Here is a 24,528-nt window from a genome sequence, read left to right as displayed (position 1 = left end):
CGCGCACCGGGAATGCAGTACAGCTGCCCGCCCCCTGCGGTTCAGCCTGCCATCCGGTTGCTTAGTGCACACAGTAATCGACCGGTCGTCGAAGTCAACCCCGTGGCCCGGCGGATGTTCGGATGTTCACCTCGAGTTCACGCACCGCTGTCGCGACCGCGTCCGGAGCTTCCCACGCGGTGAAGTGACCGCCGCGCAGCAGTCGCGCGAACGAGCGGATGTCGGTGTAACTCTTCTCGGCCAGCGACCGCGGGTAGGCGGCCTCATGGCGCTGGATGAGGATGGACGCCGGCACCGTGATGAGCGGGTGCAACTCGTCGTCGTCGGTCGATTCGCGGTACGGCCGGAAGCTCGTCCCGATGGAGCGGCTGAACCAGTAGACCGAGACGTTGGTGAGGATGTCGTCGACGTCGAAGCGTTCGAGCCCGGCGCCGTCGCTCCAGGCGGCCACCTTCTCGGCGATCCAGGCGAGCAGGCCGCTGGGCGAGTCGATGAGAGCCGCAGCGAGCGTGTCAGGGCGGGTGCCCTGCTCGTGCGCGTAGCCGGACTCGGCCGGGTTGGCGACCGAGGCCAGGAAGGCGTGCTCCTCGTCCGTCAGTTCGACCCCCGGTCGCGAGCGGCCGGAGAAGGAGGCGTGCGAGGCGACGATACCGGCGACCGAATCGGGGTAGGCGGCGGCGAGCCAGTCGCTGACGCCCGCGCCGACATCCTCGCCGTAGGTCAGGTAGCGGTCGTACCCGAGCGAGGTCGTCATCAGAGCGTTCCAACGGGCCGCGACGGCCGCCGAGGAGTACGGCTCGGGCAGCGGGGCCGACCATCCATAGCCGGGCAGGGACGGGATGATGACATCCCGCTCCTCGCTCAGCACGTCGGCGAGGTCGAGCATCGAGGCGAAGGAGTAGGGCCAGCCGTGGGTGAGGACGATCGGCAGGGCGTCGCCGGGATGCCGGGCCGGCGCGACGAGGACGTGGATCGCGCAGCCGTCGAGGTCGACTATCCGCTGTTCGTAGCGGTCGAGTCGGCGTTCCACCGCGCGCCAGTCGTAGCCGTCGCGCCATCGGTCGACGAGGCCGCGCAGCACCCGCGGCGGGATGCCGTTCGACCATTCCGGGCCGGGAGTCGGCTCGGGCAGGATGGCGGACTCGAGGCGGCGGTGCAGGTCGGCGAGATCGGCGTCGGAGACGTGGATGCGGTCGTTCATGGGTCGAATCTAGGAGGGACCTCCGACCGGTGGGCAGGACGTTCCGGAATCTGTGGAGAGGTCGTCGGCGCGGCGTACTGTGGAGAACATGGCCCGCAACCGTGACGAGAACCGTCGCGCGGCTCGCGAGTCCGACCCGCTCGTCGAGGCCGCGCGGTACCGGCTGCAACGCGACGCCGAGGCGCGCGGCGAAGAAGTCGAGGAGGCCAACGCGGGCCAGCCGTCGATGGACCAGCGGGCGCAGATCGTCGAGACGGCCATCCAGCAGGCGATCCGGCGCGGCGACTTCGACAACCTCCCGGGCGCGGGCAAGCCTCTCCCCGGGCTGACCGGGACGCACGACCCCGACTGGTGGATCCGCCGCAAGATCGAGCGGGAGCAGCTGACGGGTCTCGGGCCGCCGGCGTTGATGCTGCGCACGGAGGACAAGGAGCTGGACGATCGGCTCGACCGGCTGGCGTCCGAGGCGGCGGTGCGCGAGCACCTGGACGGCTTCAACCGCCGGATCGTCGAGGCGCGCCGGCAACTGCAGGGCGGCCCGCCAGTGGTCACCCCGACACGCGACGTGGACGAGGAGGTCGCCCGGTGGCGGCAGCGGCGCGAGGAGCGCATCCGGCAGGCCGAGGAGAACCGTCGCGCGCAGCAGGAGGCCTGGTCGGCGCTGTCCCGGCGCGAGCGGCGACGCCTCCGGCGCGAGAACGGCCGCTGACGCCCGTCAACCCGCCTCCATGGGTCGCAACACGCCGTCATCGCCGCCGCAGAACGGCGTGTTGCGACCCATGGAGGCGCGCTACTCCGACAGGTGCTGGTGTGGCGCGGTGAAGTGGATGCTGTCCGCGGTCACGCCGACGAGGCCGAGCGTCACGCGCAGCAGCTGCGGAGGCAGTCCGTCGGCGGGTGGCGGCGTCGCGGCGCCGAGGGTGATGCTCTTGCCGTCAGAGCCGGTCGCCGTCACCGAGTCCAGGTAGACCTGCACGTTGCCGCTCAGCGCCATCTGGTCGGCGGTGGTCGCCAGCTTCGGGCCGGTCTCCTTCCGAACGGTGAGGCTGAAGCCGTCGATCGTGATGGCGTCGGCCGAGATCTTCAGCACCGGGATGCGACGGCCGTCGGCGAGCGGGACGGTCACCACGGTGATGCCCTTGAGGCCGGAGAAGGAGAGGGACCGGCTGCCGAGCTGCGCGGGCGGCTGTGTGAAGACTGGGGCACCGGCGTCCGGGCCCGCGGGCGCGGGGGAGCGGTCGGCGTCGGAGTCGCGCCCGGTACGCCGGGCGCGACAGGCGCGCCGGTGGACCCGGGGACCGGCAGCGATGGGACGCCGGGGAGGCCGGATCCGGACGACGGAGTGGGCGTCGGCGTCGGCGTAGGACTCGGCGAGCCGCACGACATGAACAGCGGGATGCACAGCTCCGCCGGAGCAGCCGTCGGCACGCGGGCGGCGCCGATCCCAGCGGCCGCGGCCGCGATACACGCGATCAGCGCACCCGCCACGACCCCCGAACGCGCGCGCCTCATGCGGTCGTGCCTTCCCGCGGGGCGGGCGCGGGCTCGGGCTCCGCGAGATCAACGGGGAGGCCGTCAGCATCGTTCTGGGCGGGGTCGGCGTCGGCATCACCCGCCACCCCCGCATCCTTCTTCGGCATCCACGCCACCGTCAGGATCCCGCCCACCGTCGCCAGTAGCATCCCGACGAAGAACCCGCCCAGGTTCACACCCACCAGCGAGTACACCGCAACCGCCAGCGCGATCATGCCATAGAAGATGCGGTGCGCCGGCATCGCGATCGCGAGCACGCCGAGCACCACGAGCAGGATCGGGATGATCGTCGCCTGCAGCCCCTCGATTCCGAGCTGCACGTGGATCTTGCCGATGTCGAGCTGGCCCGAGAAGAACATCTCGATGCCGCCGAGGGCGGTCAGCACGCCGCCGACGAACGGTCGGCGGCGTCGCCAGCCGCGGAAGCGGGCCCAGGCGCCCGCCGTGGCCGGCGCACCCGCGTGGTGGGCGGCCACGATCAGAAGCATCCCTTCGAACCGTCGGTCAGCTGCACGTGCATCCCGGTGAGGGTGAAGACCGACGCCTGGGTGCTCCACGCGGTCTGCTGGAGGTTCGTGATCGTGACGGTGTCCGAGTCCTGCGCGAAGTCGCCGGCGGTGCCCTTGGCGGCGGTGTTGACCGTCGACGCGTCGACGCCGATGCGGATGTTGTGGAACTCCGAGTCGCCCTTGAGGTCGGTCATCCCGATCTGCAGGTCGGACGCGCTCGCCGGCTTGCCGTCGCCGCCCGCGGTGATGAGGATGCCGGCCTTGCCGAGCGGCGTGTCCGTGACGACCGACTGGCACAGGTCGGCGAGCGTGGCCGACTTGATGTTGGCGATCGCGACCTGATGCTCCTTGCCCGCGGTGTCGGGCGCGACGCCGGCGTACTGCGAGAAGCCGCTGCCGTCGAGCTTCGACGCGCTGATCTGGAACTGGCTGCCGGAGACGGCGAACGAGACGGGCACGGCACCCTGCGCGACACCGGCCATCAGCACGGTGGACACGACGGCCACGGGGACGGCTGCGAGAACGATCCGTCCGGCGTGAGACCCGGCGAGCTTTCGGAACTTCATCGATCCTCCTGTTCGGGGGACTTGACAGCGTCGGCGCAGTCAGGTCCAGGAGCGAGCCTAAACGTTATTGACCGTGTGTCAATAGTTGATGGATGCATCCATTCGTGTATCCGCACAGTCTCGGCGACCGGGGTGACGGTTAGGCTCGACCCATGGAATCCGACCGGCGCACCAGGCTGACGCCGGACGAGCGCCGGACACAGCTCGTCGCGCTGGGGGTCGCCTTCCTCGCCGACAACCCGCTGGACCAGCTGTCCATCGAGGAGTTGTCGGCTCGGGCGGGCGTCTCGCGAGGGCTGCTGTTCCATTACTTCGGGTCGAAGCAGGGGCTGCACCGGGATGTGGTGCGGACCGCGCGCGACAGCATGCTGCACGCCACGGAGCCGATCGCCGGGCTGCCGCCGCTGGACCGCCTCCACGACACGCTGGCACGGATCGTCGCGTTCGTGCGCGAGCACAGTGGGACGTTCTACTCGCTGGTGCGCGGCGTCGCTTCGGGGGACACGGAGGTGCGCGCCGTCGTCGAGGAGGCGCGCGGCGAGCAGGCGAAGCGGGTCATCGCGGTGTTCCTGGAGCTGGGCGTACCGGACACGCCGATGCTGCGCATCGCTCTGCGCTCGTGGATCGCGTTCGCCGAGGAGGCGCTGGTCGAGAGCGCGATCGGCACCGACCTTCCGTCCGAGCAGATCGTCGGCTTCCTCGAGCGCAGCGCCCGCGGGGTGGTGGAGGCGCTGGGCTAGATGCCCTCCTCCTCCACGTCCTCCTCGGTCAGTACGCCGTCGTCGACGTCCTCCTCGTCGTGCTCGTCGAGGACGGGCTCGGCCTCGCGGGGCTGCCCGCCGGTCGGTCCATCGTTGCCGTCGCCCGGGCCGGGCCAGATGGTCTCGCCGGCCACCGCGTCGTTCGTGACGAGCTCGTCGGCGAAGTCGGCCTCCGCTTCCGGGTCGTTGAGGGCGTAGTCCACGTCGCCGTCGGCCGGGTCGGCCCAGCCGGGCGTCTCGCCGGCGTCCGTCTCGCCGACCTCGACGTCGTCGACGCCGTCCTCCGGGATGCGGTCCATGGTCGTCCCCTCTCGCTCGTTCCTGCTGGGAACGTACACCCACGCGAAAGCCCCCACTATCGAGTCCGCAGAGAGTGCACGGGACACGCCGGAGCGGTGTGCAGTCTGTGCGGACTCGACGGTGGGGGCCGTCGGGGAGCGAGGGGTCAGCTCGCGGTCGGGAAGGTGATGGTCTTGCCCGAGCCGGCGTCCTTCACGGCCGCGTCCTTGAACGCGGCGAACTGCTCCGCGTTGGTGAAGCCGCCCTGGTAGCGCTCGCCGTTCACGAACACGGTCGGGGTGCCGAAGCCGCCCGAGGTCGGGTTCTTCAGCTGCGAGTTGGTGGTCGCATCCTGGGTCATGTTGGTGATGAAGTCGGCGTAGGTCTGATTGTTCACGCAGTCGGTGATCGACTTCGAGTCGACGCCGTTGTCCTTGAAGATCTTGAGGATTTCGGCGTTCGTGAGCCCGGTACCGGTCTGCTCGTCCGGCTGGTTGGCGAACAGCGCGGCGTTCAGGTCGAAGAACTTCGAAGGCTGCGAGTTCGCGACGCACGCCATGGCGGCGCCGGCGCGCGTCGAGTACTGCTTGTTCTGCGAGCTGTCGAGGATGGCGACCGGGTGGATCTCGAGCGTCGCCGATCCCTCGTCCAGCCACTGCTTGATCTGGCTGTTGTTGGTGGTCTCGAACTGGTCGCAGTAGGGGCACTGGTAGTCGAGCCAGATCTGGATGTGCGCGGTCTTGCCGTCGAGCTCCATCTTGGTGGGCGTCGGCTGCGCGCCGCTCTTGATGGCCGGCGTCTCGGTCGCCGTCGTCGGCGACGTGAGCAGGAGCCCGCCGCTCGCCATGTTCTTCGGGTTGGCGGCGCTGGAGCCGGCACCACCGACGCTGGTGAAGATGACCACGCCGATGATGGCGAGCACGGCGACGATGCCCACGATGACCGAGCTCTGCACGATCACCTTGCGGCGCTTGGCCTTCTTGGCGGCCTCCTCGCGCATCTTCCTGGCGGTCTCGCGCGCCTCCTCGCGGCGGTCGCGTTTCGTCGGACCCGAGGTCCCCCTGCCAGTTGCCATTCAGCTCATCCCATCGAACGGTGGTCGGTTTCCTTCTGAATGCTATTGGGATTTTGCTTTGAACCGGCTGTACCGGGTGGCCTACCGTGGAGGGATGGATCCGATGGAACGAGCCAGTTGATGTCCGACGACGCCGCCGGACGCGCGGGCGACGGTCCGAACGAGGGACGCGACACCGCCGGCGCCGACTACGCCGAACGCCTGCGTCGCCTCGACGGCTCGTGGTGGCGCCGGACGCTGAACGTCCAGGCTCCCTACCGCTGGAACATCCGGCGGCTGCACCTGGGCCGCGTGCTGGATGTGGGAAGCGGGCTCGGCCGCAATCTGGCCCACCTGGGCAACAACGGGGTGGGGGTCGACCACAACCCGGAGTCGGTGGCCATCGCCCGGGCGCGCGGGCTGACCTCGTTCACGAGCGACGAGTTCCCGTCGACGGAGTACGCGAAGCCTGGGGCGTTCGATTCCATGTTGATGGCGCACGTCGTGGAGCATGTCGACCCGGACTTCGCGGTCGAACTGGTGCGCATGTACCTGCCGTACATCAAGCCCGGGGGCGGGTGGTGTTCATCACGCCTCAGGAGCGCGGCTACGCCAGCGACTCGACGCACGTGACGTTCACGGACTTCGAGGGGCTGCACCGGCTGGCGGAGCGCGTCGGGCTGACGGTCGAGCGCGAGTATTCGTTCCCGCTGCCGCGGGCGGCGGGCAAGGCGTTCACGTACAACGAGTTCGTGGTCTTGACGCGCATCCCGGGCTGACCCTCGCGGTGAAGTGCAGGTAGTTGCGGTCGACACGCCGTGGCGGACCGCAACTAGCTGCACTTCACGAGGGGGAGCGACGGGTTAGTCGGCGGGGGCGGGGGCGCGGCTGAACTCGACGTCCTCGACGCGCGAGCGCGGCATCGCGAGGCCGGCCACGATCGTGAGGACCGCCGCCACTGCGACCGCGACGAACACCGCCGTGGACGCGGCCTGGATGGTCGCGGGGTCCTTCGCGCCGCCGGCGGAGCCTGCGATGATCGCGTTGGCGATCGCGCCGAACACGGCGACGCCGACCGCGCTGCCGATCGAGCGGGCGAACATGTTGCTGCCCGTGACCACGCCGCGCTCGTTCCACGGGACGCTGGACTGCGCGGCGATCAGCGTCGGGGTCGCGATCAGGCCCATCCCGAGCCCGACGACGAAGCAGCTGAGCGCGACGAACAGGACCGACGGGGTGACGGAGGTCGCCGCGAGCGAGACGGCGCCGACGATCGCGATGCCGGTGCCGAGCAGCGCGGTGTTGCGGAAGCCGATGCGCAGGTAGAAGCGTCCCGAGAGGGAGGCGGCGATCGGCCAGCCGAGCGTCAGCGCGGCGACGGCCAGGCCCGAGACGATGGGCGCGACGCCGATCGTGCCCTCCAGATACGTGGGCACGTACGAGGTGAGACCGATCAGGATGCCGCCGACGCCGAGCGAGATGAGGGTCGTCGTGACGAGCAGCCGCCGCGAGAACACCCACAGGGGCAGCACGGGCTCGGCGGCGCGGCGCTCGACGAGCACGAACGCGACGAGCAGGATGCCGCCCAAGGCGAAGGCGCCGATGCTCCACACGGAGTTCCATGCCCAGGCCTGGCCGCCCTCCAGCACCGCGAGGATGAGGAGCGTCGTGCCGCCGGTGAGGAGGGCAGCGCCCGCGTAGTCGATGCGGTGCTTGCGGCGTTCGATGGACTCGTGGAAGGTGCGGATCAGCATGAACGCCGCCAGGATGCACAGCGGCACGTTGACGAAGAAGATCCACCGCCACGACAGGAACTGCGAGAACACGCCGCCGAGGGTCGGACCGACGACGGAGGAGATCGCCCACACCGAGGCGAGGTAGCCCTGCGTCTTTGCACGCTCGGCGATCGTGTAGATGTCGCCGGCGATCGTGATCGACATCGGCTGGATGGCGCCGGCGCCGAGACCCTGCAGGGCGCGGAAGGCGATCAGCGCGGGCATGCTCCAGGCGAACCCGCAGAGCACGGACCCGACAAGGAACAGCGCGATGCCGATGAGGACGATCGGTTTGCGGCCGACGGTGTCCGACAGCTTCGCGTACACCGGCACGGACACGGCCTGCGCGAGCAGGTAGACGGAGAACAGCCACGGGAACTGGGCGAAGCCGCCGAGGTCCTGCACGATCGAGGGGACCGCCGTCGCGAGGATCGTCGAGTCGATCGCGACCAGTCCCGTCGTCAGCATCAGGGCGATGAGGATGGGGCCGCGATCGGATCGGAAGCCGACGCTCGCTCGGGTGGGTTCGTTCATATCTGTGAACAAGTCTCGCACCGGGCGCCGCATTCCTTGACGTGAAAGAAATCGTGCGGCAAACTCTGAAACATGTCTTTCACATCGGGTGAGCAACGCGCCGAGCAGCACGCCGAGCGCCGCGAGGAGCACCGCGCAACGGTCACCGACCCGCGCGCGCTGCGGGCGCTCGCGCATCCGCTCCGCCTCGCCCTGCTCGACCACCTCATGTCCTTCGGCCCGCGCACCGCCAGCGAGTGCGCCGCGGTCGTCGGCTCCACACCTTCCAACTGCAGTTACCACCTGCGCGCGCTCGCCAAGGTCGGCCTGGTGGAGGCGGTGGATGCGGAGGACGGCCGCGAGCGTCCGTGGCGCTCGTCGGCGACCGGGCTCAGTTTCGGCCGCTCGGAGGACCCGGAGTTCGCCATCGGCTCCGACACGGTCGAGCGCGCGCTCGCCGACCGGCAGGTCGACGACGAGGGGCGCTGGTGCACCGCGCGATCGCCCAGCGCGACGAGCAGCCGGTGGAGTGGCGCGAAGCCAGCATGCTGAACGGCTACGCCCTGAAGCTGACGCCGGCCGAGCTGCGCGAACTGGGGGAGCGGTTGGATGCGCTCATCCGCCCGTACATCGCCCTCACCCGCGGCGACGCGCCCGAGGGCAGCGACGTCGTGGCCCTGCACCTCAACGCGTTCCGTCACCCGGACGCGATCGCCGCCGCCCGCGCGCTCGAGCAGGGGCGGGAGGACGCGCGATGACCGGGACCGAAACGGGGACCGAGTCCCCGAAGCGCACGCGCTCGCCGCTGTTCCGCCGCGACTTCGCGCTGGTGTGGACCGCCGGACTCGTCTCCGACACGGGCGACTGGCTGCTGATGATCGCGCTGCCCCTCTTCGCCCTGTCGGCGACCGGCTCGGCGCTGGGCGCGTCCACCGTCTTCCTCGTCGAGCTCGTGCCGATGCTGCTCGTCGGCAGCTTCCTCGGGGTGCTCGTCGACCGTTGGGACCACCGCCGCACGATCGTCGTCGTCGCGCTGCTGCAGGGGTGCTGCTGCTCCCGCTCCTGTTCGCGAGCGCCGACCGCATGGGCATCGTCTACGCGGTCGCGGCGGTCGAGGCTGTGCTCGGCGCGGTCATCAACCCGGCCCGGCAGGCGATGATCCCGCAACTGGTGGGCGCCGACCAGCTGGCCCGCGGCAACGCCCTGATCGCGGTGAGCGACAACCTCGCCCGACTGGTCGGGTCCCCGCTCGGCGGTCTCGCGTTCGCGCTGTGGGGACTGCCCGGCATCGTGATCGCCGACGCCGCGACCTACCTGATCACGGCGGCGCTCGTGGCGCTCAGCCGTCCGCATCCCGTCGCGCCGCCCGCGGACGGGGAGGCTGCCGCCACCGCCGAGAAGCGGATCCTGCGCGAATGGGGAGAAGGACTCGCGCTGATCGCCCGGTCGGCGACGCTCCGCACGCTGGCGCTGATCGCCGGGCTGGGCGGTGTCGCGCAGGGCCTCTTCCTCGTGCTGTTCCTCGTCTACGTCACCCAGAACCTCGGCGCCGGCGACACCGGCGCCGGCATCATCCGCGGCGTGCAGGCGATCGGCGGGGTGCTGGGCGGCCTGGTCGCCGGGCTCATCGCGCGCCGGCTGGGGCCGCGCTCGATGATCGGCGGCGGCTACCTGGTGTTCGGGATGCTGTCCCTCCTCACGTGGAACCTCGCCCCGTACACCACCGCCCTCTGGGTCTACTGTGGGCTCTTCATCGCGATGGGCCTCCCGGGGGTCACCACGGCCACCGGCGAGATCACGCTGGTGCAGACGACCGTGCCGCCGCGCGCGCTGGGCCGCGTGATCGCGGCGATGACCACGGTCGACGGCGCGGCGCAGGCGGTGGGCCTGCTGCTCGGCGGGCTGCTGGCCGACTCGCACGACATCGTGCCGATCCTGGATGTGCAGGCATCGCTCTACCTGCTCTGCGGGGTGATCGGGATCATCGCACTGCGCCCCACGCCACGTCTTCCATAACCGCGGCGCGGGGGAATAGCCTGGCGCCACCGTGTCCCTCGGAGGTGTCTGATGCCGTTCCGCCACTCACGCGTCCGTCGTATCGCGGCCGCTGCAGCCATCGCCGCCGCGACCCTCGGAGGCCTCACCGCCTGCGACCTGTTCGCGCCGCAGGACACGCTCTACATCGAGGAGGCGAGCGTCGGCGTGAGCGCGACCGTCGGGAACGTCTTCGTCGGCAACGCGGTGCTCGTGCAGGGAGAAGGGGACACGGCCAACCTGGTCACGACCCTCGTCAACACCGGCAGGGAGAGCGAGAAGGTGACGATCAACCCGTCCGGCGGCACCTCGATCGACGTCACGCTGAAACCCCGCGAGACCAAGCACATCGGCAACCCGCCCAGCGAGGAGTCCCTGGTGACCGGCGTGGAGGGCAAGCCCGGCGGCCTGACCACGGTGTCGGTGACGAGCGGCGGCAACTCGGTCGGGCTCCAGGTGCCGATCATCACGGCGGCGCTGCAGCCGTACGGCACGTTGACGCCGGTGCCGCAGCCGAGCTCCACCGGCTCGCCGACGCCCACGCCGACCTCCACGCCCTGACGCGCCCGAGCATCCGATCGGCACTGGCCCTCGACGCTCAGCGCATGATATTGGCGCGAAACCCGCCCGGGTTCCCGCTGATTCCCTGGATGTGAACGTAGGGTGTCCGTGTGTGGCGACTGGACAGGAAGACCGAGGATGACGACGCGAGGTCGGTCATCGCAGACGACGACGCCCTGAACCCGCGCACCACGACGGCTCCGCACACCCTCAGCCTGGGCGACCCCGGATTGGTCGCCGGCAACATCGCCGAGCCGGTCTGGACGCGGTGGCGTGACGAGATCGCGTCCATCGGCGGCGCATCCCCGCTGCTCCACTTCGAGGACAGCCCGCGGGCGCGCATCGAACTGAGCACCACGCATCCAGGCGGCCTGCCCCAGTTCATCACCGGGCAGAGCACGCTGCTCTCGAGCCTCATCCGCGACGAGCTCGCGCTGCGCACGGCGCGCGCCGCGGCGAACGCGATCACCCAGAAGGGCATCGAGCTGCGGTCGGTCCGCGGCATCGAGTCCGTGCACCTCGCGATCGGTCTGGCGCAGTGGCGGCACGGGTCGGAGGAGTACTTCGCGCCCATCCTGCTGCGTCCGCTCGCCATCCGCCGCTACGGCCGCGACTTCGAGCTGAAGCTGAAGGGCCAGACCTACCTCAACCCGGAGCTGGCCCGCGCCCTCTCGGAGCAGTTCCAGATCACACTCGACGCGGACGCCTTCGTCGCGCTCGCCGTCTCGAACGGCGTGTTCAAGCCGCAGCCGGTGATCGACCGCCTGCGCGGCCTCACCTCGCACCTGCCGTGGTTCAACGTGCAGCCGCGCCTGGTCGCCTCGTCGTTCGCCGACGTCGCCCCCGCGCTCAGCGAGGAGGCCCGCGACCTCGACACCGTCCTGCTGGACGCGCTGGCCGGCAACCCGACCGCGCGCTCGACGGTCGAGAGCGCCTTCAACCCGGTCGACCCGATCCGCCAGGACGAGCGCCCGCCCGCCACCGACACCCTCCTGCTGGATGCCGACGAGGAGCAGGAGAACGTGGTCGCGCAGATCGCGGCCGGCAACTCGATCGTCGTCAAGACGCTGCCGGGAACCGGCGGAACGCAGACCATCGTCAACGCGATCGGCGCGCTCGTCGCCCAGCACAAGCGCGTGCTGGTGGTGAGCCCGCGGCGGTCCAGCCTCGACGACATCGCCCAGCGCCTCACGCAGGCCGGGCTCCCCGGGCTCGCCGTCACGCCGCGCACGCTGCGCCGCGACCTCGTGCAGTCGATCGCACGCAACGAGAAGGCCACGCAGCCGAAGGTCACCGATGTCGACGAGGCGCTGGTGCGCCTCCGCAAGGTGCTCGTCGACTACCGCGCGGCGCTGACCCGCCGCGACCCCGTGCTCCGCGTGTCGGTGCTGGATGCGCTGCGCGAGCTGTCCCGCCTCTCGCTGCTGCCCGCGCCGCCGTCGACCACCGCCCGCCTCGGCCGACGGGCGATCGAGGCGCTGGCGCGCGACCGCGACGCCTCGGCCGACGCGCTGATCCGCGCCGCCCGGCTGGGGGAGTTCCGTTACGGCCCCAACGACTCGCCCTGGTACGGCGCCTCCTTCACCACGACGGAGGAGGGCAAGAGCGCCCACGAGCTCGCCAAGAAGCTGAACCGCGCCGAGCTGCCGCGTCTGCTCGACCGCGCCAACGCGCTCATCGGCCAGACCCGGATGCGGCCCTTCGCATCCATCGCCGAGCTCGGCGTCTACCTGCGCCTGCTCCTCGACATCCGCGAGACGCTGGACAAGTTCACGCCGTCGGTGTTCGACCGGTCGCTCACCGAGCTGATCGCCGCCACCGCATCCCGTCGCGAGTCGCCGTCGATGTCGGGCGCGAACCGTCGCCGCCTGCGCAAGCACGCGCTGGAGTACGTGCGCCCCGGCGTGCACGTCACCGACCTCAACGAGAGCCTGCGCCGCATCCAGCAGCAGCGCATCCTGTGGAACCGCTTCGCCGTCGCCGGCGTCGTGCCCGAGGTGCCGGTCGGCATCGCCGACGTCCAGGTCGCCTACCAGCGCGTGGCCGAAGACCTGGCGCGCCTCGACATCCCGCTGCGCCGCACCGGCACGCCGCAGTCGCTCGCCGCACTGCCGGTCGAGGAGCTGACCCGCCAGATCGCCGGCCTCGCCGCCGAATCCGAAGTGCTGGCCAACCTGCAGGAGCGCACCGCGCTGCTCACCCAGCTGCGCGACCTGGAGCTGGACCCGCTGATCTCCGACCTCTCCATCCGCCACGTTCCCGAGACCCAGGTGAGCGCCGAGCTGGAGCTCGCCTGGTGGCAGTCGGTGCTGGAGTCGCTGCTCGCGAACGACCGCGCCCTGCTCAATGCCAACACCGGCGTGCTCGACCGCCTCGAGGCGGACTTCCGGCTGGTAGACGAGGCGCACGCCTCCGCGACCGGCAAGCAGCTGGCGTGGATGCTGTCCGAGACCTGGAAGATCGGGATCGTCGACTGGCCGGACGAGGCCGCCGCGCTCAAGCGCCTGTTGAAGAGCAGCGTCCCCACGGCGACCTCGCTCAACGAGGCCGCGCCGCACCTCGCCCGTCCGCTCGCGCCGGTGTGGCTGGTGTCGCCGTACGAGATCCCGTCGATCGGCCGCGAGGTCGGCTTCGACGCCGTGCTGCTGGTGGACGCGGGCGCCTCGAGCCTCGCCGAGAACGTGCCCGTCATCCGCCGTGCCCGCCAGGTCGTCGCGTTCGGCGACCCCGTGACCCAGACGCCGTCGCGCTTCGACATCGGCGTGCACGAGTACGGCACCACCGTCGAGGACGTCGACGTGGACGCGCTGCACGCCGAGTCCGCGCTGGCCCGGCTCTCCGAGCTGCTGCCGGTGTACACGCTGAGTCGCAGCTACCGCGCCGGCGGCGAAGACCTGGCCGAGCTCGTCAACCGCCGCTTCTACGGCGGGATGATCGACTCCCTCCCGTGGGCCGGCACCTACCTCGGCCACGGCAGCCTCGCGCTGCACTACGTGACCGGCGGTCAGGGGATGCCCGACAGCGACACGGGAGCCGTCGAGTCGACGGACGCCGAGGTCGCGAAGGTCGTGGAGCTGGTGCTCGCGCACGCGACCGAGCGTCCGCGCGAATCCCTCATGGTCATCACCGCGAGCGAGCGCCACGCGGTGCGGGTCAACCAGGCGGTGCTGGCGGCGTTCGCCAAGCGCTCGGAGCTGGCCGACTTCATCCTGGGCGACCGCGCCGAGCCGTTCACCGTGGTGACGCTCGACCAGTCGGTGGGACAGAGCCGCGACCGGGTCATCTTCTCCATCGGCTACGGCCGCACCCCGCACGGCCGCCTGCTGTCGAACTTCGGCGCGCTGGCCGAGCCGGGCGGCGACCGCCTGCTCGCCGTCGGCATGACCCGCGGACGCCGCGGCATGGACATCGTCTCCTGCTTCAAGCCGGACGACATCGACGAGTCGCGGATGCGCCACGGCATCGCCGCGCTGGCACAGGTGCTGGGGGAGGCCGACCAGCTCCAGACGGCGGCGCCCGAATACCTCAGCCAGGATGCGGACCCGATGGTCGTCGACCTCGCCAAGCGCCTGGCGCGTCGCGGGCTGGACGTGCACCTCGGCTACCGCGGCAAGCTCACGCTGGTCGCCTCGCACGAGGGCCGCGCGGTGGTCGTGGAGACGGACGACGACGTGTCGAAGGGCAGCCTCCGCGAGTCGCTGCGCCTGCGTCCCGACGTGCTCCGCCGCCTCGGCTGGCACTACCTGCGGGTGCACAGCTTCGAGCTGTTCGCCGACCCGGACGCTGTGGCGGCGCGCGTGGCGAAGCTGATCGGCAAGGGCGAGCCCGACGCGGTGACGGCGCCGATCGAGCTGCCGCAGCTCTAGCTCTTTGTCTTACCCTGGTAGTATCGGGGTATGACCAAGCTGAGCGTGAGCCTATCCGCGGAGGACGTCGCCTATCTCGATGCGGTTGCGGCCGACTTCGACGGCAACCGCTCGGCCGCGATCCATCGCCTGATCCGTTTGAAGCGCGAACTCGACGCCGAGGGCGCCTATGCCCAGGCGTTCGAGGAATGGGAGGCGTCCGGAGAGCAGGCGCTGTGGGACCAGACCGCCGCTGACGGACTGGACGCATGAGGCGGGGCGAGGTCTACGACGTCCAGCTCGATCCCGTCGTCGAGGGTGAGGCGGCACGACTGAGACCGTGCATCGTCGTGAGTAACGAAGGGGTGAACGCGGCGGTCACCCGGCGTGCTCGAGGGGTACTGACTTTCGTACCGTTGACATCCAATGTCTCGATCGTCCATGAGTTCCAGGTGGCAGTGGATGATCCTGAGGACCTGGCGCTGATGGGCCTCGATCGGGCATCGAAGATCCAGTCCGAGCAGGTCCGCGCTCTCGGACATGCCCGCATCGGTCGCTATCGAGGTGTCGCTCCTGCCTGGATCATGCACCAGGTGGATGAGGCCCTGCGCTTCCATCTCTCGCTCTAGGCTGGAGGGGTGAGCGAGTCACCCGGAAGACGGCGGCACCGGCGCGTGCAGCGTCCCGGCGCGCCCGGAACGGATCCGGAGCCGCGCGTCGATCCGCGGGACGACGAGCCGCGTCCGGACTCGGACAACGCGCCCAGCTGGTCCTCGAACGACGAGCAGCTGCGTCGGGACGTCCCGCCCCACTGGTGAGCGGGCGCGGCCTTACGGCAGCGGGTCGGCGTGCTTGCCGGCGGGCTGCGGCGGGGACTGCTGTGCGGCCAGGAGGTCGCGGATCTCGGTGAGGAGGTCGAGGTCGGTGACGGGCTTGTCCGGCTCGACCACGCCCTTCTTGCGCAAGCGCTCGGCGCGCTTCTTCACCTGATTCAGCGGGTACACGAAGACGAAGTAGACGACCACCGCCACTATCAGGAAGTTGATGATCGAGCCGAGGACGGCGCCGAACTTGATGTCGGACCCGTTGATTGTCACCACCATCGCGCTGTCGAGAGTGCTGGCCTTGAAGAAGGCGCCGATCACGGGATTGATCAGATTGTTCACGATAGACGTCACGACCGCCGTGAACGCCGCGCCGATGACGACGGCGACGGCCAGGTCGATGACGTTCCCGCGGAGGATGAACTCCTTGAAGCCTTTGATCATGGATCCGTCCTTCACTATGCGGCGGAACCCGACGACGGCGTCGACGAGGGAGAGCTGGTGGAGCTGCTGGACGACGACGAAGTCGAAGAAGACGACGACGTCGAGGACGACGACGAATCCGACGACTTCGTCCCGCTGCGCGAGTCGGTCCGGTAGAAGCCGGAGCCGTTGAACGTCACGCCGACGGTGCCGAACACCTTGCGGAGCGAGCCGCCGCAGTTCGGGCACACCGTGAGGGCGTCGTCGGTGAAGGCCTGCTGGATGTCGAAGGCGTGGCCGCAGTCGCGGCACGAGTAGGAGTAGGTGGGCATTCTTCTTCCGCTGCGCTTCGGTGAAAAGGGTGTCAGGTGAACTGGACGATCCGGGTCGGGGTGACCGCGCCGTCCACCGGCTGGTCGTGGCGCTCGCGCGGCACCTCGTCCACGAGTTCGCCGTCGAACAGGACGGCGTACACCGGGGGACATTTTTCCATGCTCCCGAGCGTCTTGTCGAAGTACCCGCGGCCCCAGCCCATCCGCATCCCCGTCGCGTCGACCGCTGCGGCCGGGACCAGGATGAGGTCGACGTCGTTGATCGCGATCGGGCCGAGCAGTTCGCCGACCGCCTCCGGCAGCCCGAACAGGCCCTCGGTCTCGGATTCGCCGTCGCCCGTGGTCCAGTCGAGCAGGCCGTCTTCGCGCGAGATCGGGAGGAGCACCCGCAGACCCTGGGCGTGCGCCCAGTTGAGGAACGGACGCGTGTCGGGCTCGATCGTGGTGGAGAGGTAGGCGGCGACGGACCGGGCCGAGAGGTCGGTCGCCAGGTCGACGAGGTTGCGGGTGATGCCCGCCGTCGCGCCCTGGCGCTCGGTCGTGGTGAGGTTCTGCCGGCGCTCGCGCAGCTCCGCCCGCAGGGCGCGCTTGCGATGAGCGGCAGTGTCCGGATCCATGAGGCAATCCTAGGAGATGCCATCCTGTGCACCCTGAAAATGCGGATACTGTAGGCGGCATGGCTAACCATGACCGCGTTACGAAAGCAGTGATCCCCGCCGCCGGACTCGGAACCCGCTTCCTCCCTGCGACGAAAGCGATGCCCAAGGAGATGCTTCCGGTCGTGGACAAGCCCGCCATCCAGTACGTGGTCGAGGAGGCCGTGGATGCGGGCCTGCACGACGTCCTGATGGTCACCGGCCGCAACAAGAACGCCCTCGAGAACCACTTCGACCGCAACGCCGAGCTGGAGGAGACCCTGGTCAAGAAGGGCGACACCGACCGGCTCGAGAAGGTCAACTACTCCACCGTGCTCGCGGACATGCACTACGTGCGTCAGGGCGACCCGAAGGGTCTCGGACACGCGGTGCTCCGCGCCAAGATGCACGTCGGCCGCGAGCCGTTCGCGGTCCTCCTCGGCGACGACATCATCGACGCGCGCGACGACCTCCTCAAGCGGATGCTGACCGTGCAGCAGCAGCGCCACGCGAGCGTGGTGGCCCTGCTCGAAGTCGACCCCGACTCCATCCACCTCTACGGCGCCGCCGCCGTCGAGGCGACCGACGAGGACGACGTCGTCCGCATCACCGGCCTGGTCGAGAAGCCGGACAAGGAGCATGCGCCCTCGAACTACGCCGTCATCGGCCGCTACGTGCTGCGCCCGGAGGTCTTCGACGTCCTGGAGCGCACCGAGCCCGGCCGCGGCGGCGAGATCCAGCTGACGGACGCGCTGCAGTCGATGGCCGAGGCGCCCGACTGGACCGGCGGCGTCTACGGCGTCGTGTTCCGCGGCCGCCGCTACGACACCGGTGACCGGCTCGACTACATCAAGGCCATCGTGCGGCTCGCGAGCGACCGGGAAGATCTCGGGCCGGAGCTCCGTCCGTGGCTGCGCGAGTTCGCCAGCGAGCTGGAGGACGAGCCCACGGAGTTCGTGGCCGAGATGCCGGCCGACCCGACCGGGCCCATCCAGACGCTCTCCGCCCGCGACCGCTGATCGGCTGAAGGAGGAGTCTGTGGCGATCGTGGTCCCCACCCTCACCGAGGGCCGCGTGGCGTTGCGCCCGATCCGCCTGCGGGATGCGCGCGCGCTCGAGCGTTCGCTGCTCGACAACCGCGGATGGCTGCGGCAGTGGGAGGCGACGAGCCCGTACTCGCCGGGGTCGTTCGACACGCGGGCGAGCATCCGGTCGCTGCTCGCGAACGCGCGCGCCGGCCACGGGCTGCCGTTCATCGTGGAGTGGGACGGGCAGCTCGCCGGCCAGCTCAACGTGTCGTCGATCACCTACGGGTCGCTGTCGAGCGCGACGATCGGGTACTGGATCGCCGAGGAGTTCGCCGGCCGCAACATCACGCCGACAGCGGTGGCGCTCGCCACGGACTACTGCTTCTACCAGCTGGGCCTGCACCGGATGGAGATCTGCATCCGCCCGGAGAACGGCCCCAGCCTGCGCGTGGTCGAGAAGCTGGGGTTCCGTTACGAGGGTCTGCGGCGCCGCTACATCCACATCAACGGGGACTGGCGCGACCACTTCTGTTTCGGCCTGGTGTCCGAGGAGCTGACCCAGGGCGTGCTGCGCCGGTGGCTCGATCACAACGTGCCGGCCGACGCCGCGCTCATCCCGGCGGAGGACCGTGCGGCCGCCGCCGTGCCGCTGCCGGTCTCGCGCCACCGCTGAGCCGGTCCGCTGAGCCGGTCCGCCACGTTCGCTGAAAGAACTCTGGATCACATGACACACCCCTGCACCTGACGGGGGCCCGGGTACTCGCGCCCCTACCGTAGAGGTCATGAACGGGGATGTGATGGGCGGCGGGGTGATCGTCGCGATCGCGGCCGCCCTGTGGCTGGCCTATCTCGTCCCGGTGTGGCTGCGCCGCCGCGAGTACCTGGCGACGGAGCGCAACGCCGTGCGACTGCAGCAGACGCTCCGCATCCTCGCCGAGACCAGCGAGCTGCCGGACGAGGTGCGCATGGAGGCGACCGCGCGCACGGTCGCTGAGCAGCAGCGCATCCTGCGCAGGGCCGAGCAGAAGACGCTCGCCCACGCGCGCGCCGAAGCAGCGGCCCACGCGCGCCGCGAGCAGGCACTCGCGGAGGAGCGTCGTCGCGCCGCCGAGGAGGCCGAACGCGCCGCCGCCGAGGCCATCGCCCTCGAGCGCGCCGCTCGTGCGGCCGCGGCCCAGCGGGCGCGCGCACTGGCGACGGCCGCGGCGGTCGCACCCTCTCGCCCCAGCGCCGCCGGCGTCTGCGCCGGACCCGCGCACTCTCGACCCTCGTCCTCGTCGCCGGCCTCGCCGGGTTCGTCGCCGGAGCGGTGGAGCTGATCGCCACCGGCGTCTGGCTGACGGCGGCCCTCTCCGCCGGCGTCGTGGCGCTGTCGGGCTGGATGCTGGCCCGTCTGGCGCGCCCCCAGCGCGCCGCCGTCGCCGCCCAGCCGATGGTGCGCACCTCGCAGGTGTCGCCGGAGCTCTACGACGACGCCCAGCACGATGTGCCTGTGCAGGAACGCCTCAAGCAGAGCTGGACGCCGCGCCCGCTGCCCAAGCCGCTCCACCTCTCGCCCGGGACGGTCGCGGCCGCCGCGATGGCGTCGGTGGATGCGGCTGCCGAGCTGCGTCGGGCCGCCGCCCGGGCCGAGTTCGAGCGGAAGGCGGCGGAGGTGGCGGCGCCCGTGGCGGCGCCGGTGCCGCTGCGCCCGGTCGCGGTGGCGCCGACGGTCGCTGCGCCTGCGGAGGCTGTTTCCGTGGCTCCCGCGCCCGCCGCTCCGAGCCTCTACGCCAGCATGGGCGTGCTCGACGAGGCTGACACCGGCAGCATGGATCTGGACGCCGTCCTGCGCCGCCGCCGGGCCGCCAGCTGAGCCCGGCTCGATTTCGACTCGGCCGGTCCGGAGTGCTATTGTTTCTAAGCAGTTCCCCGGGGCTATGGCGCAGTTGGTAGCGCGCTTCGTTCGCATCGAAGAGGTCAGGAGTTCGAATCTCCTTAGCTCCACCATTACCGGAAAGGCCGCCCGAATCGGGCGGCCTTTTCGTTTGTCCGGAGCTTGCTCGTCGGCGCGCCGTCAGACGACGAGCAGCACCGCGAGCACGAGCATCAGCACCGCGATCGCGCCGTCCAGGATGCGCCACGCGACCGGCTTCGCGAACACCGGGGCGGCGAAGCGGGCGCCGAAGCCGAGCATCCCGAACCAGAGCAGGCTGGCCGTCGCCGCACCCGCGCCGAACACCCAGCGCCCGGGGTCGCCGTGCGAGGCCGAGAGCGAGCCGAGCAGGAGCACCGTGTCGAGATACACGTGCGGGTTCAGCCAGGTGATGGCGAGGCACGTGCCGATGGCGGCCGCGAGCGATCCTGCGACCGCCCCGGACGTGCTGAGCGATTCCGGCTTGAGGGCGCGGCGCGCGGCGAAGATCGCGTAGCCGACCAGGAAGACGAAACCGGCCAAGCGGACGATGTCGAGTGCGACCGGAGCGTTCTTCACGATGACTCCGATCCCGGCGACGCCCGCCGCGATCAGGATGGCGTCGCTGACGACGCAGATGATCACGATGGGAAGCACGTGCTGGCGGCGGAGCCCCTGCCGGAGGACGAACGCGTTCTGCGCGCCGATGGCGATGATGAGGGAGGCGGCAGACCCGAGGCCGGTGAAGAACGTTGCGAGCACTCTTCGACGCTACGGTTCCGTCTCGGATAAGTACAGCTCATGATTCTGAAGGCGCATTAGCATTGCTTCATGGTCACGAATCGCGAGCACCTGCGGACCCTCGCCGCGGTGGTCGACGGCGGGTCCTTCGAAAATGCGGCGGCCGCGCTGCACGTGACTCCTTCGGCGGTCAGCCAGCGGATCAAGGCGCTGGAGGAGCAGAGCGGCCGTGTCCTGGTCCGCCGCAGCAAGCCGGCGGCGGTGACCGAGGCGGGCAGCGTCCTCCTGCGCCTTGCGCGTCAGCTGGCGCTGCTGGAGGCGGAGGCGGATGCGGCTCTTGCCGGTGGGCCGGGTCGGACCGCTATCGCTCTCGTGGTGAACGCCGACTCGCTCGCGACCTGGGTGCTGCCCGCGCTGGCCGGGGTGGACGCGATCGCCTTCGAGCTCGTGCTCGACGACCAGGAGCACACGCCCGACCGTCTGCGCGACGGCACGGCCATGGCCGCGATCGGCTCCGACCCCGAGCCGGTGCAGGGCTGTATCGCGCGGCCCCTGGGGTCGATGACCTACCGTGCGGTCGCGAGTCCGGCGTTCGCTGCGCGCTGGTGTTCCGACGGCTGGACGCCGGAGGCCGCGGCCGTCGCACCCGTGCTGGTGTTCGACCGCAAGGACGCCCTCCAGGACCGTTACCTCACCGCGTTCGCGCCGGGCGCCCGGCCGCCGCGGCACTTCGTCCCGGCCTCCACCCAGTTCGTGGAGGCGGCCGTGCTCGGCCTGGGCTGGGGCATGCTGCCGGACCTCCAGGCTGCCCACCTCGTGGCCGACGGCTCGCTGGTGGTGCTGGACGGCGAACGCGTTGAGGAGGTGCCGTTGTACTGGCACCAGTGGTCGCTGCGGTCGGCGGCGCTGGATGCGGTCGCCGCCGCGATCGAGGCGGAGGCGGTCCGGGTGCTCGACGGCGCTACAGCGTCGCCAGCACCAGGTCGAGCGCGTCGACGAACCGGTCCGCGCTCTCACGCGTGATGCAGAGCGGCGGCTTGATCTTCAGCACGTTCTTGAAGTCGCCCGTCGGCTGCACGATGCACCCCTCGGCCAGCATCCGATCGCAGACCAGCTTCGCCTCGGCGGTCGCCGGAGCCAGCGTCTCTCGATCGAGCACGAGCTCCATCCCCAGGTAGAGGCCCATGCCGTGCACGGCGCCGACCAGCGGATGCCGGTCGCCGAGCGCCCGCAACCGGCCGGCGAGATGGTCGCCCACCTCGGCGGCGTTCTGCTGCAGCCGCTCGTCGCGCATGACGTCGAGCACGGTCAGCCCGACGACGGCCGACACGGGACTGCCGCCCGCGGACGAGAAGAAGCTGCCCTCTGCGGCGAACGACTCCGCGATCTCCCGCCGGGTGATCACCGCGCCGAGCGGCTGGCCGTTCCCCATGGCCTTGGCGACCGTGATGACGTCCGGCACGACGCCCTGCTGCTCGGATCCCCAGAAGTAGTGCCCGAGCCGCCCGTACCCGACCTGCACCTCGTCCGCGATGCAGACGCCGCCGCGGGCGCGGATGCGCTCGTAGACGCCGGCCAGGTAGCCGTCGGGCAGCATGAGCCCGCCCGCGTTGCCGAACACCGGCTCCGCGATGTAGCCGGCCACCTCGATGCCTGCGGCGTCGAGCTCGGCGAGGTCGGCATCCAGATCGGCCAGGTAGGCCGGGCCGGAGTCGGCGCCGAGGTGCTTCCCTCGCAGGGAGTTGGGCGCCGCGACGAGCTTGACCCAGTCGGGCCGCGTCTCGAGCGCCCGCGGGTTGTCGCCGAGGGACGAGGAGACGGCGTCCGAGGCCATCGTCCAGCCGTGGTACGCCTCGGTCACGGCCAGGATGGTCTTCCGGTTCGTGTGGATCTGCGCCAGCCGCAGCGCCAGGTCGACCGCCTCGCTGCCGCTGTTGACGAGGAAGACTGTGTCGAGGCCGTCGGGCGCGATCTCGGCCAGACGCTCGGTGAACCGGGACAGCTCGTCGTAGTGGAACCGCGAGTTCGTGTTGAGTCGCGCCCACTGGTCGCGTACCGCGTCGACCAACCGAGGGTGGCCGTGGCCGATCTGGGTCACGTTGTTGACCATGTCGAGGTAGCTCTGTGCACGAGTGTCGACGAGGTAGTGACGCCAGCCCCGCTCGATCAGCGGGGGATGCGCGAAGTAGTGCTCCTGCACTTCGGCGAAGGTGGCGTCACGCCGCGCCAGCGAGGCCTCGGCGTCGGGCGTCGGCGCCGAGACGTCGAGACCGAACAGCGCCGACGGGTCGGGCGACACCGCCGTCCATGGGGCGAACGGCAGCGACGGCGTCACGAAGGCCGGGGGCCGGTGACCCGGGACCGTGCTGAGCTGCGCCGTCAGGCGGATCGCGGTTCCGATGCGATCTCCGGCCTGGACCGTGGCTGTGGTGAGCGGGCGGGTCAGGCCGTCGAGCCAGAGCTCCAGGCCGTCGGTGCGGAGCAGCCAGGAACCGTCCGCGAGCAGGAGTTCCCCGGTGAAGGGAGCGACGACGTCGAGCGCGTCCGGGGCTCCGACGGTCACCGCAAGAGCGATGGTGGCGGACGGCGTGGAGCGGTCGGGCTGCGCGCGCGTGAGTCGCGCCTCGCCGTACCGCGTGACCGCGCGCCCGTGCTCGCGCTCGACGCGGTCGAGTACCGCCTCCTCCGCGTCGGGGCGGAGCCACACGCCGGCGTCGAGATCGCGGGCGGTCACGGAGAGGTCGACCAGCTGCTCGGAGGTCGAGTCCACGGCGAGCAGACGGCCGATGGCGGTGCCTTCGGCGGCGCTGCCGAACAGGCGGGCGCGGATCAGCGTCTCGACCTCGGCGGACTCCAGGCGCCGGGCCACGTCGAACGCCACCCACTCGTGCGCCCGGTTCTCGGCGGCGTAGATGTTGTCGGCCTCCAGCGCCACCTGCTGCTCGCCGCTGACGACGAGCACGGCCCCGCGGAGCACCACGAGCGGCCACAGCGCGGCGAGGTCGGCGTCGTCGAGCGGCGCCTCGGCGTGGAAGGCCTCCACCACGTCCAGCACGGCCAGCGGCTCGTCGGGCACGTGGTGCAGGGCGCTCGCGACCGTCGCCGCCAGCTCGGCCACGAGCCAGCCGTCGGACACGTCGCCGAAGTCGATGACGCCCGGACCGCCCTCGCCGAGGACGATGTTGTCGTCCGTCACGTCGCCGTGCACCGCCTGCACGCGCAGACGCGAGCGCAGCGGCTCGAGGCGGGCGAGCGCCGCATCCGTCGCCTCGCGGACGACCGCGCGCTTCGCGGGCTGCTCGACGTGTTCGAGCAGGAGGTCGACGACTTCGCCGCTGATGCGCGCATCCCACTGCGTGGTGCGGTCGAGCCCCGGGTGCCGCAGCTCGGCGAGTCCGCCGGCGACGCGGCCGGCGAGCGTGCCGAGCGTGCGGAGCTGATCGGGTGTCGGACGCCCCACGTCGGTGAGCGGTTCGCCGTCGAGGTAGCGCAGGACACGCGCGAGCAGCGTCACGCCCTGTACGTCGACCTCGACCAGCTCGTCGCCGTCCACGGATTCGACGACGGACGGAATGCGGACGCCCGAGCCGTCGAGCACGGCCAGCGCGGCGTTCTGCGCCCGCAGCTCGTCGGCCGAGAACACCGGATTGGCCAGCTTAAGCACGAAGCGCTCGGCGCCGGTGTCGATGCGGAAGTTGCGGTCCTGGTTGCTCCCGAGCTCGACGATGCGGCCCTCCAACCGGAAGTGCTCTGCGGCGATCCGCGCGGCATCGTCGATGGTCGCGTCCGGGCGCGGAAGGGCGGGCTGGGTGAGGAAGTCGAAGTTCGGCAACGGGGCTCCAGGGCTCGGGTGGCTGCTGGTCGTCAGTCTATTGAGGGGGCATGGACACGGTGTCGACCGGATCCGGAATCTGTGGACGACGTGCCGGTTGTGGACAACGCTCTGAATTTCGTTCGTTCTCGATAACGGTCAGTATCGACACGGGTTCCGCCCAGCCAATGCTCGGGAGGCCCTGCGTA

30 protein-coding genes and 1 tRNA gene are annotated in these 24,528 nt (G+C 70.6%); 19 read left to right on the top strand and 12 right to left on the bottom strand.

What is annotated here, in order from left to right; translation table 11 throughout:
* Positions 1-94 precede the first annotated feature (94 nt).
* On the bottom strand, positions 95-1,201 hold the full coding sequence (locus tag ACRAWB_RS08355; protein ID WP_431352923.1) for an epoxide hydrolase family protein: 1,107 nt from the start codon (positions 1,199-1,201) through the stop codon (positions 95-97).
* Between the two features lie 88 nt (positions 1,202-1,289).
* Here ACRAWB_RS08355 and ACRAWB_RS08350 point away from each other — a divergent pair, with 88 nt between their 5' ends.
* Positions 1,290-1,910 (top strand): DUF1992 domain-containing protein, encoded by a 621-nt coding sequence (locus ACRAWB_RS08350; protein ID WP_431352922.1) that lies wholly within the window; start codon positions 1,290-1,292, stop codon positions 1,908-1,910.
* An 81-nt stretch (positions 1,911-1,991) separates the two neighbouring features.
* Here the strand turns inward: ACRAWB_RS08350 and ACRAWB_RS08345 are convergent, their stop codons facing one another.
* The 3 genes from ACRAWB_RS08345 to ACRAWB_RS08335 form a co-directional block, all read right to left on the bottom strand.
* Entirely contained in the window at positions 1,992-2,582 is a 591-nt protein-coding gene (locus ACRAWB_RS08345) for a hypothetical protein (protein ID WP_431352921.1), read from the bottom strand.
* A gap of 127 nt (positions 2,583-2,709) precedes the next feature.
* Positions 2,710-3,222 carry a DUF6114 domain-containing protein gene (locus tag ACRAWB_RS08340; protein WP_431352920.1) on the bottom strand — a complete coding sequence of 171 codons (513 nt, stop codon included), beginning with the start codon at positions 3,220-3,222 and terminating at the stop codon, positions 2,710-2,712.
* Entirely contained in the window at positions 3,213-3,809 is a 597-nt protein-coding gene (locus ACRAWB_RS08335; protein WP_363805122.1) for a DUF6230 family protein, read from the bottom strand. The genes ACRAWB_RS08340 and ACRAWB_RS08335 overlap by 10 nt, the downstream gene beginning before the upstream one ends.
* A 152-nt stretch (positions 3,810-3,961) precedes the next feature.
* Here ACRAWB_RS08335 and ACRAWB_RS08330 point away from each other — a divergent pair, with 152 nt between their 5' ends.
* Positions 3,962-4,549: a TetR/AcrR family transcriptional regulator gene (locus ACRAWB_RS08330; protein ID WP_431352919.1), complete on the top strand. Its 588-nt coding sequence runs from the start codon at positions 3,962-3,964 to the stop codon at positions 4,547-4,549.
* On the opposite strand, the gene ACRAWB_RS08325 is transcribed toward ACRAWB_RS08330, so the two are convergent.
* Both ACRAWB_RS08325 and ACRAWB_RS08320 read right to left on the bottom strand, forming a co-directional pair.
* Positions 4,546-4,869, bottom strand: a complete 324-nt coding sequence (locus tag ACRAWB_RS08325) for a hypothetical protein (protein ID WP_431352918.1) — start codon at positions 4,867-4,869, stop codon at positions 4,546-4,548. The two genes, ACRAWB_RS08330 and ACRAWB_RS08325, sit on opposite strands and share 4 nt — an antisense overlap.
* A gap of 146 nt (positions 4,870-5,015) precedes the next feature.
* Entirely contained in the window at positions 5,016-5,924 is a 909-nt protein-coding gene (locus tag ACRAWB_RS08320) for a DsbA family protein (RefSeq protein WP_431352917.1), read from the bottom strand.
* Between the two features lie 120 nt (positions 5,925-6,044).
* On the opposite strand from ACRAWB_RS08320, the gene ACRAWB_RS08315 reads away from it, so the two are divergent.
* On the top strand, positions 6,045-6,536 hold the full coding sequence (locus ACRAWB_RS08315) for a class I SAM-dependent methyltransferase (protein WP_431352916.1): 492 nt from the start codon (positions 6,045-6,047) through the stop codon (positions 6,534-6,536).
* On the top strand, positions 6,533-6,682 hold the full coding sequence (locus ACRAWB_RS08310) for a hypothetical protein (protein ID WP_431352915.1): 150 nt from the start codon (positions 6,533-6,535) through the stop codon (positions 6,680-6,682). Before ACRAWB_RS08315 ends, ACRAWB_RS08310 begins: the two co-directional genes overlap by 4 nt.
* An 84-nt stretch (positions 6,683-6,766) precedes the next feature.
* On the opposite strand, the gene ACRAWB_RS08305 is transcribed toward ACRAWB_RS08310, so the two are convergent.
* Entirely contained in the window at positions 6,767-8,212 is a 1,446-nt protein-coding gene (locus ACRAWB_RS08305) for an MDR family MFS transporter (protein ID WP_431352914.1), read from the bottom strand.
* Between the two features lie 72 nt (positions 8,213-8,284).
* On the opposite strand from ACRAWB_RS08305, the gene ACRAWB_RS08300 reads away from it, so the two are divergent.
* From ACRAWB_RS08300 to ACRAWB_RS08260, 9 genes are all read left to right on the top strand, one after another.
* Positions 8,285-8,743 carry an ArsR/SmtB family transcription factor gene (locus ACRAWB_RS08300; RefSeq protein ID WP_431352913.1) on the top strand — a complete coding sequence of 153 codons (459 nt, stop codon included), beginning with the start codon at positions 8,285-8,287 and terminating at the stop codon, positions 8,741-8,743.
* A complete protein-coding gene (locus tag ACRAWB_RS08295) occupies positions 8,716-8,949 on the top strand; it encodes a hypothetical protein (RefSeq protein WP_431352912.1) in 234 nt (77 codons plus the stop codon). The genes ACRAWB_RS08300 and ACRAWB_RS08295 overlap by 28 nt, the downstream gene beginning before the upstream one ends.
* Positions 8,946-9,350 (top strand): MFS transporter, encoded by a 405-nt coding sequence (locus ACRAWB_RS08290; RefSeq protein ID WP_431352911.1) that lies wholly within the window; start codon positions 8,946-8,948, stop codon positions 9,348-9,350. The genes ACRAWB_RS08295 and ACRAWB_RS08290 overlap by 4 nt, the downstream gene beginning before the upstream one ends.
* Positions 9,236-10,207 (top strand): MFS transporter, encoded by a 972-nt coding sequence (locus ACRAWB_RS08285; RefSeq protein ID WP_431352910.1) that lies wholly within the window; start codon positions 9,236-9,238, stop codon positions 10,205-10,207. Before ACRAWB_RS08290 ends, ACRAWB_RS08285 begins: the two co-directional genes overlap by 115 nt.
* 51 nt (positions 10,208-10,258) lie before the next feature.
* Positions 10,259-10,786 carry a hypothetical protein gene (locus ACRAWB_RS08280; RefSeq protein ID WP_431352909.1) on the top strand — a complete coding sequence of 176 codons (528 nt, stop codon included), beginning with the start codon at positions 10,259-10,261 and terminating at the stop codon, positions 10,784-10,786.
* A gap of 110 nt (positions 10,787-10,896) precedes the next feature.
* On the top strand, positions 10,897-14,652 hold the full coding sequence (locus tag ACRAWB_RS08275; RefSeq protein ID WP_431352908.1) for an AAA family ATPase: 3,756 nt from the start codon (positions 10,897-10,899) through the stop codon (positions 14,650-14,652).
* Between the two features lie 30 nt (positions 14,653-14,682).
* Positions 14,683-14,904: an antitoxin gene (locus ACRAWB_RS08270; RefSeq protein WP_431352907.1), complete on the top strand. Its 222-nt coding sequence runs from the start codon at positions 14,683-14,685 to the stop codon at positions 14,902-14,904.
* Complete coding sequence (locus ACRAWB_RS08265) at positions 14,901-15,260, top strand: type II toxin-antitoxin system PemK/MazF family toxin (RefSeq protein ID WP_431352906.1); 360 nt, start codon at positions 14,901-14,903, stop codon at positions 15,258-15,260. The genes ACRAWB_RS08270 and ACRAWB_RS08265 overlap by 4 nt, the downstream gene beginning before the upstream one ends.
* A gap of 9 nt (positions 15,261-15,269) precedes the next feature.
* A complete protein-coding gene (locus ACRAWB_RS08260) occupies positions 15,270-15,449 on the top strand; it encodes a hypothetical protein (RefSeq protein ID WP_431352905.1) in 180 nt (59 codons plus the stop codon).
* Between the two features lie 12 nt (positions 15,450-15,461).
* On the opposite strand, the gene mscL is transcribed toward ACRAWB_RS08260, so the two are convergent.
* The 3 genes from mscL to ACRAWB_RS08245 are packed head-to-tail and all read right to left on the bottom strand — an operon-like array spanning position 15,462 to position 16,827.
* Complete coding sequence (gene mscL, locus ACRAWB_RS08255; RefSeq protein ID WP_431352904.1) at positions 15,462-15,899, bottom strand: large-conductance mechanosensitive channel protein MscL; 438 nt, start codon at positions 15,897-15,899, stop codon at positions 15,462-15,464.
* A 14-nt stretch (positions 15,900-15,913) separates the two neighbouring features.
* A complete protein-coding gene (locus ACRAWB_RS08250) occupies positions 15,914-16,210 on the bottom strand; it encodes an FmdB family zinc ribbon protein (protein ID WP_431352903.1) in 297 nt (98 codons plus the stop codon).
* 32 nt (positions 16,211-16,242) lie between these two features.
* The gene (locus ACRAWB_RS08245) at positions 16,243-16,827 is read right to left on the bottom strand and encodes a 5-formyltetrahydrofolate cyclo-ligase (RefSeq protein WP_363805104.1); all 585 of its coding nucleotides are present in this window, start codon (positions 16,825-16,827) and stop codon (positions 16,243-16,245) included.
* 59 nt (positions 16,828-16,886) lie between these two features.
* Between ACRAWB_RS08245 and galU the strand changes: the two genes are divergently transcribed.
* From galU to ACRAWB_RS08220, 5 genes are all read left to right on the top strand, one after another.
* Entirely contained in the window at positions 16,887-17,864 is a 978-nt protein-coding gene (galU, locus tag ACRAWB_RS08240; RefSeq protein ID WP_431352902.1) for a UTP--glucose-1-phosphate uridylyltransferase GalU, read from the top strand.
* A 19-nt stretch (positions 17,865-17,883) separates the two neighbouring features.
* The gene (locus ACRAWB_RS08235) at positions 17,884-18,546 is read left to right on the top strand and encodes a GNAT family N-acetyltransferase (protein WP_431352901.1); all 663 of its coding nucleotides are present in this window, start codon (positions 17,884-17,886) and stop codon (positions 18,544-18,546) included.
* A gap of 109 nt (positions 18,547-18,655) precedes the next feature.
* The gene (locus ACRAWB_RS08230) at positions 18,656-19,192 is read left to right on the top strand and encodes a hypothetical protein (RefSeq protein ID WP_431352900.1); all 537 of its coding nucleotides are present in this window, start codon (positions 18,656-18,658) and stop codon (positions 19,190-19,192) included.
* Positions 19,183-19,728 (top strand): hypothetical protein, encoded by a 546-nt coding sequence (locus ACRAWB_RS08225; RefSeq protein WP_431352899.1) that lies wholly within the window; start codon positions 19,183-19,185, stop codon positions 19,726-19,728. The genes ACRAWB_RS08230 and ACRAWB_RS08225 overlap by 10 nt, the downstream gene beginning before the upstream one ends.
* A 58-nt stretch (positions 19,729-19,786) precedes the next feature.
* A tRNA-Ala gene (locus ACRAWB_RS08220) sits at positions 19,787-19,862 on the top strand.
* 67 nt (positions 19,863-19,929) lie between these two features.
* On the opposite strand, the gene ACRAWB_RS08215 is transcribed toward ACRAWB_RS08220, so the two are convergent.
* Entirely contained in the window at positions 19,930-20,529 is a 600-nt protein-coding gene (locus tag ACRAWB_RS08215; RefSeq protein WP_431352898.1) for a LysE/ArgO family amino acid transporter, read from the bottom strand.
* A gap of 69 nt (positions 20,530-20,598) precedes the next feature.
* On the opposite strand from ACRAWB_RS08215, the gene ACRAWB_RS08210 reads away from it, so the two are divergent.
* Positions 20,599-21,531 carry a LysR family transcriptional regulator ArgP gene (locus ACRAWB_RS08210; RefSeq protein WP_431352897.1) on the top strand — a complete coding sequence of 311 codons (933 nt, stop codon included), beginning with the start codon at positions 20,599-20,601 and terminating at the stop codon, positions 21,529-21,531.
* On the opposite strand, the gene ACRAWB_RS08205 is transcribed toward ACRAWB_RS08210, so the two are convergent.
* Positions 21,470-24,340: an aminotransferase gene (locus ACRAWB_RS08205; RefSeq protein WP_431352896.1), complete on the bottom strand. Its 2,871-nt coding sequence runs from the start codon at positions 24,338-24,340 to the stop codon at positions 21,470-21,472. The two genes, ACRAWB_RS08210 and ACRAWB_RS08205, sit on opposite strands and share 62 nt — an antisense overlap.
* Positions 24,341-24,528: the final 188 nt, after the last annotated feature.

Source organism: Leifsonia poae (genome assembly GCF_050632865.1).
In the GTDB taxonomy this organism is placed as follows: Bacteria; Actinomycetota; Actinomycetes; order Actinomycetales; family Microbacteriaceae; genus Leifsonia; species Leifsonia poae_B.
Note: the sequence above shows the minus strand (reverse complement) of the source record. Positions and strands in the feature narration are given on the sequence as shown.

What these genes read in the sequence shown, in the direction of transcription:
- ACRAWB_RS08355 (WP_431352923.1), bottom strand. Translation starts at nt 1,201, where the DNA reads ATGAACGACCGCATCCACGTCTCCGACGCCGATCTCGCCGACCTGCAC.
- ACRAWB_RS08350 (WP_431352922.1), top strand. Translation starts at nt 1,290, where the DNA reads ATGGCCCGCAACCGTGACGAGAACCGTCGCGCGGCTCGCGAGTCCGAC.
- ACRAWB_RS08340 (WP_431352920.1), bottom strand. Translation starts at nt 3,222, where the DNA reads ATGCTTCTGATCGTGGCCGCCCACCACGCGGGTGCGCCGGCCACGGCG.
- ACRAWB_RS08335 (WP_363805122.1), bottom strand. Translation starts at nt 3,809, where the DNA reads ATGAAGTTCCGAAAGCTCGCCGGGTCTCACGCCGGACGGATCGTTCTC.
- ACRAWB_RS08330 (WP_431352919.1), top strand. Translation starts at nt 3,962, where the DNA reads ATGGAATCCGACCGGCGCACCAGGCTGACGCCGGACGAGCGCCGGACA.
- ACRAWB_RS08325 (WP_431352918.1), bottom strand. Translation starts at nt 4,869, where the DNA reads ATGGACCGCATCCCGGAGGACGGCGTCGACGACGTCGAGGTCGGCGAG.
- ACRAWB_RS08320 (WP_431352917.1), bottom strand. Translation starts at nt 5,924, where the DNA reads ATGGCAACTGGCAGGGGGACCTCGGGTCCGACGAAACGCGACCGCCGC.
- ACRAWB_RS08315 (WP_431352916.1), top strand. Translation starts at nt 6,045, where the DNA reads ATGTCCGACGACGCCGCCGGACGCGCGGGCGACGGTCCGAACGAGGGA.
- ACRAWB_RS08305 (WP_431352914.1), bottom strand. Translation starts at nt 8,212, where the DNA reads ATGAACGAACCCACCCGAGCGAGCGTCGGCTTCCGATCCGATCGCGGC.
- ACRAWB_RS08300 (WP_431352913.1), top strand. Translation starts at nt 8,285, where the DNA reads ATGTCTTTCACATCGGGTGAGCAACGCGCCGAGCAGCACGCCGAGCGC.
- ACRAWB_RS08290 (WP_431352911.1), top strand. Translation starts at nt 8,946, where the DNA reads ATGACCGGGACCGAAACGGGGACCGAGTCCCCGAAGCGCACGCGCTCG.
- ACRAWB_RS08280 (WP_431352909.1), top strand. Translation starts at nt 10,259, where the DNA reads ATGCCGTTCCGCCACTCACGCGTCCGTCGTATCGCGGCCGCTGCAGCC.
- ACRAWB_RS08270 (WP_431352907.1), top strand. Translation starts at nt 14,683, where the DNA reads ATGACCAAGCTGAGCGTGAGCCTATCCGCGGAGGACGTCGCCTATCTC.
- ACRAWB_RS08265 (WP_431352906.1), top strand. Translation starts at nt 14,901, where the DNA reads ATGAGGCGGGGCGAGGTCTACGACGTCCAGCTCGATCCCGTCGTCGAG.
- mscL (WP_431352904.1), bottom strand. Translation starts at nt 15,899, where the DNA reads ATGATCAAAGGCTTCAAGGAGTTCATCCTCCGCGGGAACGTCATCGAC.
- ACRAWB_RS08250 (WP_431352903.1), bottom strand. Translation starts at nt 16,210, where the DNA reads ATGCCCACCTACTCCTACTCGTGCCGCGACTGCGGCCACGCCTTCGAC.
- ACRAWB_RS08245 (WP_363805104.1), bottom strand. Translation starts at nt 16,827, where the DNA reads ATGGATCCGGACACTGCCGCTCATCGCAAGCGCGCCCTGCGGGCGGAG.
- galU (WP_431352902.1), top strand. Translation starts at nt 16,887, where the DNA reads ATGGCTAACCATGACCGCGTTACGAAAGCAGTGATCCCCGCCGCCGGA.
- ACRAWB_RS08230 (WP_431352900.1), top strand. Translation starts at nt 18,656, where the DNA reads ATGAACGGGGATGTGATGGGCGGCGGGGTGATCGTCGCGATCGCGGCC.
- ACRAWB_RS08210 (WP_431352897.1), top strand. Translation starts at nt 20,599, where the DNA reads ATGGTCACGAATCGCGAGCACCTGCGGACCCTCGCCGCGGTGGTCGAC.